Raw genomic sequence first — 11,613 nt, forward strand, 5'->3', positions numbered from 1 at the left:
GCAATGACGGCCAGCGCCAATCTCACTACAAGAACCTGATCGCCGCCGGCGTCATGGCTGCGTGCCTGCCTCGTATGCTCCGCAATGGGGTCGCAGATTCTATCCGTTGGCCTCCCTGTGCTATGCGGTTGCTGCACGCCGAATCGCTCCAGATCGGCGATGTCATGGAGTCCCTGCCGGCTTAGGGGACAGGCGCCGGCCCGGGAGCGTATTTCCAGAACCGGCTGGACTTCATCCCGGTTATCCGTACCATACAGCCAAGTATGGTCGCCCGACTCCGTGCCACGTTTTCCAATCCTCTTCTCCCGCCGCTGTTCTTCTTCGCCGGGGTGGGCTATGACACGCTCACCCTCACCCGCATCGACCGCCTCCAGGACAATCTTCTCCTGCTCCTCTATCTGGTCCTCCTCGGCGTCCTGATCATCCTGACCGGGCGGGAGGAATTCCGGACCGGAGAACAGGAGTTCTGGGAATCACAGCCGGGATGGATCCGCTGGCTCGGCCGCGCACAGCCCTATTATCCGATGGCCACGCAGTTTCTCTTCGGCGGCCTCTTCAGCGCCTACGCAATCTTCTATTTCCGGAGCGCGTCGCTCACCTCGAGCGCGATCTTCCTGTTCCTGTTGGTCGGGCTCCTCGTCGCGAACGAATTCCTGAAAGACCGGCTGACCAACCTGAGCCTGCTGGTCACACTCTATGCGCTGGTCTGCTTCAGCTTTTTCACCTTCTTCCTTCCGGTGGTGACGGGATGGATGAACCGGGCGGTCTTTCTGGCGGGAGCCGGGCTAAGCGCCGCGACGGTCTTTCGCGTGGTCCAGTTGATCGCCGAGGACAATCCCGCCTGGACGAGGCAACACACCGTCAACACCCTCGCCCCCGCGGGCGCCGTGATCGCGCTGCTCATCGGATTCTATTTCCTCAATTGGATCCCGCCGGTCCCGCTGGCGATGAAATTCGGGGGCATCTACCACGAGGTGCGGAGAGCGGGCGACCGGTTCGAATTGACCTTTGAGAAGGGATGGTTTGAGCTCCTGAAGCGCTCGGACACGGACTTCCCCGCCGGCGAGCCGGTCTACTGCTTCACGGCCGTCTTTGCGCCGGTGAACTTGGACACGACCGTCTACCATCATTGGTATTATCGCGCCGGCCGCGGAAGGCCCTCTGTCCATGCCGATCGCATTCCGATCAGGATATCCGGAGGACGGGAAGGGGGCTACCGGGCCTACAGTTTCAAGCAAGGGTTGGATGCGGGAGAGTGGCGCGTAGACGTGGAAACGGAGGACGGGCGCGTGCTGGGGCGGGTGACCATTCGCGTCGAGGCCCGGCCGACGGATCTCTCGCGGTTGACCACGATCACCTATTGAATCGACCCTCGATGGGCGCTTCGCGCGGTCTGCATTCTTGACGAACCACTGATCGGTCTGCCACAACAAGGGGGGCTTCCCCCTTGCCGTGCAGGCCGGTAGCCCGCATTATTCATGACGGTTCGCCGCGTTACACCTGTTGCATCGCGAAGAGCAACGGGTACCCGGCAGTCGCCAAGCGTTGGACCCATTGCATGGAAAAGCGCAATGGGTACCCCCAAGCACAGCCGCGAAGGACCAAGGCGTACTTGAAACAGTACGTCGAGGGACTAAGCGGCGAGCACGACCGCCATACCAAGCTTCGCTTGAGCCGCCGCGTTCGATCACATCGCGGCGGAGAGGCATTTTGCCTTCGACTTCTCATGTTGGCTCTGTCGCAGCGGCGAATGCGCGATTGCAGCAGAAGCGTTCAGGAATAATGCGGGGGAGGAACAGGATTGCGCGATGTCCGAGGACACCTCTCCAATCCTTTCAGCGACCGGTAAGCCGTCCGTCGATCTTGCCGCCCCGGCTTTGTATCTCAACCGGGAGCTGAGCTGGCTCGAATTCAACAGTCGCGTGCTGGAAGAAGCGGAACGGGTCGAGCATCCGCTGCTGGAACGAGCGAAGTTTCTCGCGATCTATTTCAACAACCTCGACGAATTTTTCATGATCCGGGTATCGGGCCTGCGGGAGCAGCTCTCGGGGGGCGTGCTCGACACCCCTCCCGACGGGATGACCCCGGCCGATCAACTGGCGGCCATCGGCCGGGTATTGCAGCATCAACTGGGCCGCGTGGTCCAGACCTGGGAGAGAGACCTCCGGCCGGCCCTCAGCCAAGCCGGCATCCAGCTCCTCGAGTTCAACGAGCTATCCCAGCACCAGCGGCTGGCGCTGCGCGAGTATTTCACCAAGGAAATCTTTCCGACGCTCACCCCGCTGGCCTTCGATCCTGCCCATCCCTTTCCCCATATCTCCAACCTGAGCCTCAATTTGGCTGTGGTGGCGCGCGATCCCGAAAAGGGCACCTGCTTCGCCAGGATCAAGGTGCCGGACCTGTTCCCTCGCTTGGTCCCCGTTCCGGTCGCGGAGGAGGCGGCGGTCGATCAGGGCGCGGCGCAGTTCGTCTGGCTGGAGGATCTCATCGCAGCCAACCTGGATCTGCTCTTTCACGGGCTGGCGATTCAGGCCTGGTATCCCTTTCGTGTAACCAGGGATGCAGACTTGGACCTGGAAGAAGATGAGGCGGCTGACCTGCTGGCGACAATCGAGGAACAGGTGGATCTGCGCCATTTCGGCTCGGTCGTGCGGCTGGAGATCGCCGGGCAGACCCCGGATTCGATTCGAGACCTGTTGGTCCGCAACCTGCAGTTGGCTCCTTATCAGGTCCAGACCTACGAGTTCCGGCTCGGCCTGGCTCAGCTCATGGAACTGACCAAGGTCGACCGCCCGGATTTGAAGTTCCCGCCGTTTCAACCGGCCTCGGCGGACTTCTTTGGAAAACGGGACGTGTTTCAGATCATCCGGCGGCGCGATCTGCTGCTGTATCACCCCTACCAGAGTTTCCTGCCGATTGTGGAGTTCGTGCGACAGGCGGCGGCCGATCCGCGGGTGCTGGCGATCAAGCAAACCCTCTACCGGGTCGGCGTCAATTCGCCGATCGTCGAGGCCCTGGTGGAGGCCAGACAGAACGGAAAGCAGGTGGCGGTGCTGCTGGAATTAAAGGCGCGCTTCGACGAAGAGAACAACATCGAGTGGGCGAGGCGGCTTGAAGACGAGGGGGTGCATGTGGTGTACGGAGTGCTCGGGCTGAAAACGCATGCGAAGCTCTGCATGGTCGTCCGGCGGGATGCCGATCGCATCCGGCGGTACCTGCATCTGGGAACCGGCAACTACAACCCTGCGACGAGCCGGATCTATACCGATTTCAGCTTTCTCACCTGCGATCACGAGATGGGCGAGGATGCGACGGACCTCTTCAACGCGCTGACCGGCTACTCCCGCAAGGCCGCCTATCACAAGCTGTTGGTCGCCCCTTATGGCCTGCGCGGAGAGATTCTGGCCCGCATCGATCGGGAGATCCTGCGGCACAAGCGGCACGGCGACGGCTATCTGGCCTTCAAGATGAACGCGCTGGTCGATCCGGCCTGCATTCGCAAACTCTATGAGGCGTCGCAAGCGGGGGTGACGATCGACCTGCTGGTGCGCGGCATCTGCTGCCTGCGGCCCGGCCTGTCGGGGGTCAGCGGGACGATCAGGGTCCGTTCGATCGTCGGCCGGTTTCTGGAACATTCGCGGTTGTTCTATTTCCGCCATGGGGGCGAGGACGAACTGTTCCTCGGCAGCGCGGACCTCATGCCCAGAAACCTGGATCGGCGGGTCGAGGTCCTGTTCCCGATTCGCGACCGCCGCATGCGGGAGGATATCCTGCATCAGATTTTCGAGGTCAATTGGCGGGATACGGCGAACGCGCGGGAATTAAGACCGGACGGGACCTATGTCCGGTTGGGCCAGGCTCCGGGCGAAGCCCCGTTCAATTCGCAGGAATCGTTGCTCCAGACGGCGAGAGACGGGTTGCTGCTTGCCGCTCACCGGTGAGACGGTGAGCCCCTGCCAAGGTACGGTCCAGACACGGCCGTGGGCGCTTCGTTCTGAAGGGCTGAGTGTCAGATCGACGACTCCGGCCAGGCGCGCCGGATCTTCGCCAAGATCTGCGCCGCGTCGTCCTGGCGCAGGTAGTCCTTTCTCACGGCCCGCTCGATCAACGCGACCGCCTGTCTCGCATGTTGGCCCGCCGCCTTATGGTCCGCTCGGCGCGTCGCTGTTGAGGCGTGATCAAGCAGCAGAGTGATGTCATGGCAAAACTGGTTGAGGAATAGGGTTCTATCCGCAGAAGGCATGCACCAGCCAGATCCTTCGTTTGGATTCGTCATGCCACCGCTTCGTTTCTAGGCCGCGCATAAGCAACTTCGCGAGTGGCCGTACTCCACACTTGTAGCGCAGCCAAACTGACTGACCTCTTGTCGATGGTCGTCGCTAGCCTGTTTAAAATGCCTGATTAGCCGGTCCGCATTTCTGCGGAAGTCCATCCCATCATCACTCCCAACAATCTTGTGCGGACCGAAGGCGCTATGGGCCCCTGCCGGACCATGGATGATGCTGATCCTTATGGACGTATTTCAAGGAGCGCAGTGCGCCCTTCGTCAAGTGTAAGGTCAAAAGGCTAGAACTTACCTGTACAGAAGGGCGTTTGAGTATTCATGACGCCCATGACCATACATTGTCAGCAGACGGCGAGACTCGCCAATAGGGAGTGGTTAGCGGCATAAATGGTCCTATTTTGAGAACACGTTGCTCTTGTGCTTCTCCTTGTGCTTCTCGTGGACGGAGTCGATTTACAAGCGGGCGCTCTGAGGTGCACCCGCACGAAAGAGGTATTTACGCATTAGGGCCGTAGCTCTATAAGTACTACCCCTGCCATTTGGCTGGGAGCGCATGATTGGCCACATTCCAGGAGGTGGCGATGGCATGTCTAGCTGTTCCATCTCGCAGTGCGGTACAGCTCGTCACGTTCATGATGTGTGTGTCGGGCGTCTGCCTCTCCGCCTCCTGTGACGCGACGAGCCGAGACCCTATCACGATGAGTACCTCGGGAAACTCGCCCAGATCTTCGGCGCCGCGGTTCGTCCCGCAGGAAGTATTGGTGAAATTCAAGGTTGGGATCTCGCAAGAACAGATTGCGTTCCTGCTGAAAGACAATCACCTGGAAATGATCGCCGAGATCCAAAAAGGACGCCTCTTTCACGTCAGGATCTTGGACGACCGGTCGGTGGAATCTACGATCAAGCAGCTCACTTCATACCAGGAGGTCGAGTATGCGGAGCCCAATTATCTCCATGAAATGCAGAAGTAAGCTGCCGGAGAGCCCAGCAAAGCATTGGTGGGTCGTGCTGGGGCTGGCTAGTATTCTGGCGTTGTTATTCGGGCTTATTCTGGGGGGTGAGGTGATCCAGGCGGGGCAGAAGAAACCTTTGGATGGGATGACGGCCTTATCAGGCGAAGCACACCAACCGGCGAAATTTGTGCCCGGAGAAGTGCTTGTTAAGTTCCGGGACGAGGCGTCCTCGTCGGCTATCAAGTCCTTGAATATGGATGTGGGTGCCCAAGAAGTCAGCGTGCTATCGGTGAATGCCGGGGTAATTCACCAGTACAAATTGGAAGGAGCCCTGTCAGTTGAGGAAGCTGTCTCGAAGTACCGAAGTCATCCCGCTGTCGAATATGCCGAACCAAACTATCTGCATTGGTTGAAGGCGATGCCCAACGACGCTCAGTTCGGCACGTTATGGGGCCTTCACAACACCGGTCAAGATGTGAATGGAACAGCCGGAACGGCAGATGCGGACATCGACGCGCCGGAAGCCTGGGATATCAACACGGGAAGCCCGAATGTGACTGTCGCCGTCATCGATTCGGGTATTGCTTATGATCATCCAGACCTCGGTCCGAATATCTGGACAAACCCAGGAGAAATCCCTGGGAATGGAGTCGATGACGATGGAAATGGGCTGGTGGACGACGTTAGGGGCTGGGACTTCTCTATGAACGACAGCGACCCGATGGACCCTGTTGACTTCAATAATCCTGATGGGAACCCAGGGCATGGTACTCATGTCGCGGGAACCATCGCGGGAGCAGGGAACAATGGAACCGGAGTGACGGGGGTCATGTGGACCGCGAGATTGATGGCCTTGAAAGCTGGGGGAGTGGGTGGTCTACCCACCTTCGCCATTGTGAGCGCGGTTCAGTACGCCGTCGCCAAAGGTGCGCGGGTGATCAATGCGAGTTACGGTGGACCTGATTGCAGTCTTGCTGAATATGATGCAGTTAGTGCCGCGAATGCTGCAGGGGTGCTCTTTGTTGCAGCGGCAGGCAATGACGGAGAGGACAATGACAGCGTCCCCAGCTTCCCCGCAAATTTCAGCGCTCCCTCCGTGTGTGGCGGGCAGCAGAAGGCCGCCCTGGCAAACGTGATCGCCGTAGCGGCTACGGACCAGAATGATCAATTGGCGAGCTTTTCTAATTTCGGGTCCACCACGGTCCAGGTGGCAGCGCCGGGAGTCAGAATCAACAGCACGAAGCCCACGTCAAACGTTACGAACGTGCTCTTCCATAGCTTTGATTCCAACCCAACCGCGCTCGGCTATACCTCTGGGGGAACCAATAATACCTGGGGCTTCACGAGTGCTGCCTCGTTCAGCTCCCCAAACAGCTTGGCAGACAGTCCTGCGGGCAACTATCTAAACAACACCAATTCGTTCGTCATCGGGCCTGTGTTCAGCACCGCGGGACAGCGAGGGTGTCGGTTTGATAGCCGTGTCCGCCTACAAACGGAGCCGGACCTTGACGGTGTTCTAGTGGAGACGTCTCGAAACAGCGGAACGACCTGGCAGACCATCAATGCAGTATCGGGAAGTACCAATGCCCAATTTGTTGGATTCACCTGGGGTGATATCGCGGATGGTGTGGTCAGTTCACGATTTCGCCTTCGATTCGTCTCGGATGAGAGCGTCGTCTTTGACGGCGTGTATGTGGACAATGTCCGCATCGCCTGTGTTGCAGGAGCGCCTTCCGGTTCAACGGACTACCAGTTCCTACAGGGTACTTCGATGGCCACCCCGCACGTGGCAGGACTGGCCGGATTGTTACTCTCGGCCAACCCGAATTTGACCGTGACGCAACTGAAGAATGCGATCCTCAACACAGTGGATCGCAAGGCAGCACTGAGTGGAAAGGTCTCAACCGGTGGGCGGATCAACGCCCGTGCTGCCTTGGCCAGCGTTGTGGCAAATTTCACGGTCACGGTCAACAAGGTGGGCACCGGAACCGGCACGGTGACCTCGAATCCATCCGGAATCGATTGTGGCGTGACCTGCAATGGGCAGTTCCCCCAGGGTGGTACGGTGATACTTAGTGCGGCGCCCAGTCCCGGGTCTGTCTTCGCGGGGTGGAGCGGAAGTTGCGGCGGAGCTGGAGCATGTTCGCTCACGACGAACTCGACGGTAACCGCGACCTTTAATATCGCTCCGCCGCCGAGCGATGGCGGCGGGGGTGGTTGCGTGCTTATGCCAGGAGGGACCGGAGACGCCTTATTGCCAGCATTGTTGATCGCGGCCTTGGCAGCCTGGTTATGGAGAGCGAGGCGCACGAGAAACTGAACTGACCGGGGGCTCAAGAAGTGCTAGAGTGTGGGCTGTACCTCAACCCGAACGGTTGGGGTGCAGCCCGCTGTCTTTTGACAATCTGATGATTCATCCCTCTAGGCAGGCGTCTGCGTTACTAGGTCTTCACACCAACGCCACCTTCTACCGGGACTCTCTCTTCTGGTTATTCCTGGCCTTGGGTCCGGTCGTATGGACTCTCATGGCAGGATTCGTCCAGCTTCAACCTCTGCCTTGGTTCCAAGTATGGTCACCTGCCTTACTCTCGCTCGTCTTCTGGCAGCCTGTGATTGAGGAACTGCTGTTCCGTGGTGTCATCCAGGGTTGCTTGCTTCATACCGCGTGGGGACAGAAAAGGTTGGGATATTTGAGCCTCGCCAATCTGGTAACGTCCGTGGCGTTCTCATTGGCCCATATGGCGAGCCATTTACTGGTTTGGTCCATCCTCGTACTTGCTCCTTCTCTGGCCTTTGGTATTCTCCGAGAGCGCTATGACTCCGTGTATCCTCCAATAGCGCTGCATGTTTTCTATAATGTAGGCTATTTTCTTCTCGCCGGTGGCGGTGCGCTCCAGGGTTACTCCATGAAATAGTCCCTGTGTGGTCCCTCCGGTGGCCTGATTCTGCAGCGAATGAATCAAAGCATCGGGTGCGCGATAGTGGCCGCGGCCTGATTTTCTGGCTTGCATGTGGAGATCGAATGACAGGAAACTAAGCCGGATGCCGGTTCAGCCGTATGGCTAAACCAAGAATAGGAGCGGGTCTGTCGGACGAGGTCAACAATATGGCCGGAACGAATGAATCAAGCCGGGCGCTTCAACGGCTAGCTCCCTGTCCGAGCAGCCCCAACTGCGTCAGCACACTCAGCACGTCGGATCGCCACCGGATCGAGCCCTATCGCTACCGCGGCAGCCTCGATGAAGCCAGGCGCCGGCTGAAAGAGGTGATTGTCGCTCAACGAGGGGCGCGGATCGTCAAGGAAGACGAGATCTATCTGCACGTGGAATTTACGAGTCGGATCTTTCGTTTCGTGGACGACGTGGAGTTCCTGTTCGACGACGAAACGAAAACGATCCACTTCCGTTCGGCCTCCAGGACCGGCTACAGCGATTTCGGCGTGAACCGGAACCGGATGGAGGAGATCCGGCGGCTGCTCAACGGAAAGAGATAAGGGGGAATTGTATGCGGATGCTTCAGGCGACAGGGCTCTCGCTCCTGCTGGTGTTTCTCGTCGGTCTATCGGCCACGGCGCAGGCGGCGGATCGGGAGAAGCTTCTGTCAGACCCGGGGGTGTTCGGCACCTTCGCGGTCTTTGCGGTTGATGATGCCTGGTGGCGGCTGGACCGTGAGGCGCGGGCGAAGGTCGGCGAGGAGATCAAGGGGGTGCTCGACAAGCATGGCGAGCAGGTGGTCGCGGATCTGTATCTTTTGCGGGGCCTGTCCGACCGGGCCGATCTGATGCTGCGCCTGCACTCGACCGATCTTGCCCGCCATCAACACCTGGTGCTGGATTTCCTGGCCACGTCGCTCGGGCGGTATCTCCATAACGTCTACACATTTCACGGGATCACCAAGCCGGCGAACTATGTGCCCGGTTTCTCCGACGACCTCAAGGCGGCGATGAAGACGCCCCCCGATCCGGGACCGAAACCCTACGCAATCGTGGTGCCGATCAGAAAAGACGCGGATTGGTGGAACCAGCCGCAGGCGGCGCGATTGGAGATGATGCAGGAACATGCGCAGGTCACGACGCCATACCTCAAGACCGTGAAGCGGAAGCTCTACCATGCGAGCGGGCTCGACGATCTGGACTTCATCACCTATTTCGAGACGGCAAGGCTGGACGACTTTCACAATCTGATTCTGGCGCTGGAGCGGATCAAGGAGAACCGGCACAACCGGCGGTTCGGCCATCCGATCCTCCTGGGCACCGTTTGCACGGTCGGGGACCTCGCGGAGGTCTTTGCACGATAGGGAGCATGAGCCATGGTAGGCGGAGAGGAGACAGTTTCGATGTTGCCGGCGAAACCGGCGGAGACCACGTTCCCCGTTCATGAGCTGATTCGGAGACGGTGGAGTCCCCGCGCCTTTGCCGACCGTCCCGTGGAGCCAGAGAAAGTCGGCAGTCTTTTCGAAGCGGCGCGCTGGGCCGCCTCCTCGAACAACGAGCAGCCGTGGCGCTTTATCCTGGCGACCCGTGAGCACCCGGATGACCTTGCGCGGTTGCTGGGTTGTCTGAAGGAATCGAACCAGGCGTGGGCGAGACGGGCTCCCGTGCTCATGCTGTCGGTGGCGAGGCTGACCTTCTCGGATGACGGCGAGCCCAACCGGCATGCCCTCTATGACGTCGGACAGGCCGTGGCCGGCATGGCGATCCAAGCCACGGCGCTGGGTCTCGTGATCCATCAAATGGCGGGATTTTTCCCGGACAAGGCGAGGACCGAGTTCGGCATTCCCGACGGCTTCGAGCCGGTGACAGCCATCGCGATCGGCTATCAAGGGGACCCTGCGACGTTGCCGGACCGGCAGCGCCTGCGCGAGCTGGCGCCTCGCGAGCGCGAACCGCTCAGCCGGCTGGTCTTCGCCGGACGATGGGGCGAGCCGGCGGCGGTGGCGTCGGAGGCGGTGCCGATGGTACGGTGAGGAATCTTATGGAGTGTGTTGCATATGCAAACGTTTGTCGCAGAAGTGGATCGCATCACCAACCTCACGCATGACGTGCGGGAGATCGAGTTGCGGTTGCTGGAACCGACCGCCATCGACTTTCAGCCGGGTCAGTTCATCTCCTTTGATATCGCGGTCGAGGGCAAGCCCAGGCCGGTCACGAGGGCCTATTCGATCGCGTCTCCGCCCAGCCGGCCCGATCGCATCACCTTGGTGTTCAACCGTGTCGACCATGGCCCAGGGTCGACCTATCTGTTCTCGTTGAAGGGAGGAGATCGGGTGCATTTCAAGGGCCCGGCCGGCACCTTCCGCCTGAAGGACGACGGCACGCGCGACCTCTTGTTTGTCGCCACGGGCACGGGCATCGCGCCGCTGCGCGCGATGATCTGGACGAAGTTGGAGCAGGGGAGCCCCCGCGCCATCACGCTCTTCTGGGGATTGCGGAGCCAGCGGGATCTGTACTATCAGCAGGAGTTGGCCGATCTCTCCAAGACCTATAGCCACTTCCGGTTCGTGACGACCCTCTCCAAGCCCGAACCGGGCTGGACCGGATCGGTCGGGCGGGTCACCGGCCTCGTCACCGAGCAGATTCAGTCGGTGGCCAACCTGGCCGTATATCTCTGCGGCAACGGGGGCATGATCAAGGAGGTGACGGCGGCGCTGAACGCCAAGGGCCTATGCCCCATCTACCGCGAGAAGTGGTACGACGGGGAGCCGGATGCGGGTTAGTGCCCTGTTCCTGTCTGGGGAGGATGGCTTCCAGGTTCCGGTTGCGACCACGCGACGGTATGTTGGAAGACGCATTTCGGGCAGGTGTAGTGGAGGAACTTGCCGCCCGCGACCAGGCGCTTGCGCATCGGCACCTTGCACCAGGTGCAGAGCCGGTCGGGCAGCGAGGCGTCGGTGGAGGGGGAGGCTTGAGGCTGTTGCGTGGGGGCTTGCGACATGGGCTGTATTGTCCCTGAGCGTCCGGAAGTTTGTCAACGAAGCCGGTTCAACATCGCGCTGGACAGAGCGGCGGGTCTCGCGTAAAGTGCCGAGCCATTGTGCCGCAAACCATCCGGGATATTCTGAACCAACTCCCCGGCAAGCTCGATGCCGAGGCGGCGGAAGGCGTCACGGCCGTCTATCAATTTGATCTCAGCGACCCGGGCGGCGGCCGCTATTATCTGATGATTGACGACGGGACCTGTTCCGTGGCGGAAGGGAGCCACCCGGATCCGCACGTGACCTTGGCCATGAGCGGCGCCGATGCCCTGGGATTGTTGAACGGAAACTTATCCGGCCAGGCGATGGCCATGAGCGGCCGGCTGAGCGTCAGCGGCGACATCGGATTGGCCCTTCAATTGAAAGCCCTGTTCCCCTCCGTCAAGACATCGTGAGCCATCG

General features: G+C 60.1%; 12 protein-coding genes. 10 read left to right on the top strand and 2 right to left on the bottom strand.

Going from position 1 to position 11,613, the window contains the following annotated elements; genetic code table 11:
* Window positions 1–263: 263 nt before the first annotated feature.
* On the top strand, window positions 264–1,364 hold the full coding sequence (locus QWI75_RS04725) for a DUF2914 domain-containing protein (protein ID WP_289267541.1): 1,101 nt from the start codon (window positions 264–266) through the stop codon (window positions 1,362–1,364).
* 444 nt (window positions 1,365–1,808) lie between these two features.
* Complete coding sequence (gene ppk1 / locus QWI75_RS04730; protein ID WP_289267542.1) at window positions 1,809–3,941, top strand: polyphosphate kinase 1; 2,133 nt, start codon at window positions 1,809–1,811, stop codon at window positions 3,939–3,941.
* Window positions 3,942–4,009: 68 nt separating this feature from the next.
* Here ppk1 and QWI75_RS04735 read toward each other — a convergent pair whose 3' ends face one another.
* On the bottom strand, window positions 4,010–4,243 hold the full coding sequence (locus QWI75_RS04735; protein ID WP_289267543.1) for a hypothetical protein: 234 nt from the start codon (window positions 4,241–4,243) through the stop codon (window positions 4,010–4,012).
* A gap of 740 nt (window positions 4,244–4,983) precedes the next feature.
* On the opposite strand from QWI75_RS04735, the gene QWI75_RS04740 reads away from it, so the two are divergent.
* The 7 genes from QWI75_RS04740 to QWI75_RS04770 all read left to right on the top strand — a co-directional run bounded on the left by QWI75_RS04740 (window position 4,984) and on the right by QWI75_RS04770 (window position 10,953).
* Complete coding sequence (locus tag QWI75_RS04740) at window positions 4,984–5,256, top strand: S8 family serine peptidase (RefSeq protein WP_441946976.1); 273 nt, start codon at window positions 4,984–4,986, stop codon at window positions 5,254–5,256.
* 34 nt (window positions 5,257–5,290) lie between these two features.
* The gene (locus QWI75_RS04745) at window positions 5,291–7,558 is read left to right on the top strand and encodes a S8 family serine peptidase (protein WP_289267545.1); all 2,268 of its coding nucleotides are present in this window, start codon (window positions 5,291–5,293) and stop codon (window positions 7,556–7,558) included.
* Window positions 7,559–7,763: 205 nt separating this feature from the next.
* A complete protein-coding gene (mrtJ, locus tag QWI75_RS04750) occupies window positions 7,764–8,153 on the top strand; it encodes a JDVT-CTERM system glutamic-type intramembrane protease MrtJ (RefSeq protein ID WP_289267546.1) in 390 nt (129 codons plus the stop codon).
* Window positions 8,154–8,344: 191 nt separating this feature from the next.
* Window positions 8,345–8,731: a DUF1499 domain-containing protein gene (locus QWI75_RS04755; RefSeq protein WP_289267547.1), complete on the top strand. Its 387-nt coding sequence runs from the start codon at window positions 8,345–8,347 to the stop codon at window positions 8,729–8,731.
* A gap of 11 nt (window positions 8,732–8,742) precedes the next feature.
* A complete protein-coding gene (locus QWI75_RS04760) occupies window positions 8,743–9,534 on the top strand; it encodes a chlorite dismutase family protein (RefSeq protein ID WP_289267548.1) in 792 nt (263 codons plus the stop codon).
* Between the two features lie 39 nt (window positions 9,535–9,573).
* Window positions 9,574–10,203 carry a nitroreductase family protein gene (locus QWI75_RS04765; protein ID WP_289267549.1) on the top strand — a complete coding sequence of 210 codons (630 nt, stop codon included), beginning with the start codon at window positions 9,574–9,576 and terminating at the stop codon, window positions 10,201–10,203.
* Window positions 10,204–10,227: 24 nt separating this feature from the next.
* Window positions 10,228–10,953 carry an FAD-binding oxidoreductase gene (locus tag QWI75_RS04770; protein WP_289267550.1) on the top strand — a complete coding sequence of 242 codons (726 nt, stop codon included), beginning with the start codon at window positions 10,228–10,230 and terminating at the stop codon, window positions 10,951–10,953.
* Here the strand turns inward: QWI75_RS04770 and QWI75_RS04775 are convergent.
* On the bottom strand, window positions 10,950–11,171 hold the full coding sequence (locus QWI75_RS04775; RefSeq protein ID WP_289267551.1) for a hypothetical protein: 222 nt from the start codon (window positions 11,169–11,171) through the stop codon (window positions 10,950–10,952). The genes QWI75_RS04770 and QWI75_RS04775 overlap by 4 nt on opposite strands.
* Window positions 11,172–11,270: 99 nt before the next feature.
* Here QWI75_RS04775 and QWI75_RS04780 point away from each other — a divergent pair, with 99 nt between their 5' ends.
* Entirely contained in the window at window positions 11,271–11,606 is a 336-nt protein-coding gene (locus QWI75_RS04780; protein ID WP_289267552.1) for an SCP2 sterol-binding domain-containing protein, read from the top strand.
* Window positions 11,607–11,613 lie beyond the last annotated feature (7 nt).

Source organism: Nitrospira tepida (assembly GCF_947241125.1).
Classification (GTDB): domain Bacteria; phylum Nitrospirota; class Nitrospiria; order Nitrospirales; family Nitrospiraceae; genus Nitrospira_G; species Nitrospira_G tepida.

Bases quoted from the DNA above. Each gene is read 5' to 3' on its own strand.
- QWI75_RS04760 (WP_289267548.1), top strand. From the start codon at position 8,743: ATGCGGATGCTTCAGGCGACAGGGCTCTCGCTCCTGCTGGTGTTTCTC.
- QWI75_RS04735 (WP_289267543.1), bottom strand. From the start codon at position 4,243: ATGCCTTCTGCGGATAGAACCCTATTCCTCAACCAGTTTTGCCATGAC.
- QWI75_RS04770 (WP_289267550.1), top strand. From the start codon at position 10,228: ATGCAAACGTTTGTCGCAGAAGTGGATCGCATCACCAACCTCACGCAT.
- QWI75_RS04765 (WP_289267549.1), top strand. From the start codon at position 9,574: ATGTTGCCGGCGAAACCGGCGGAGACCACGTTCCCCGTTCATGAGCTG.
- QWI75_RS04740 (WP_441946976.1), top strand. From the start codon at position 4,984: ATGAGTACCTCGGGAAACTCGCCCAGATCTTCGGCGCCGCGGTTCGTC.
- mrtJ (WP_289267546.1), top strand. From the start codon at position 7,764: ATGGCAGGATTCGTCCAGCTTCAACCTCTGCCTTGGTTCCAAGTATGG.
- ppk1 (WP_289267542.1), top strand. From the start codon at position 1,809: ATGTCCGAGGACACCTCTCCAATCCTTTCAGCGACCGGTAAGCCGTCC.
- QWI75_RS04775 (WP_289267551.1), bottom strand. From the start codon at position 11,171: ATGTCGCAAGCCCCCACGCAACAGCCTCAAGCCTCCCCCTCCACCGAC.
- QWI75_RS04755 (WP_289267547.1), top strand. From the start codon at position 8,345: ATGGCCGGAACGAATGAATCAAGCCGGGCGCTTCAACGGCTAGCTCCC.
- QWI75_RS04725 (WP_289267541.1), top strand. From the start codon at position 264: ATGGTCGCCCGACTCCGTGCCACGTTTTCCAATCCTCTTCTCCCGCCG.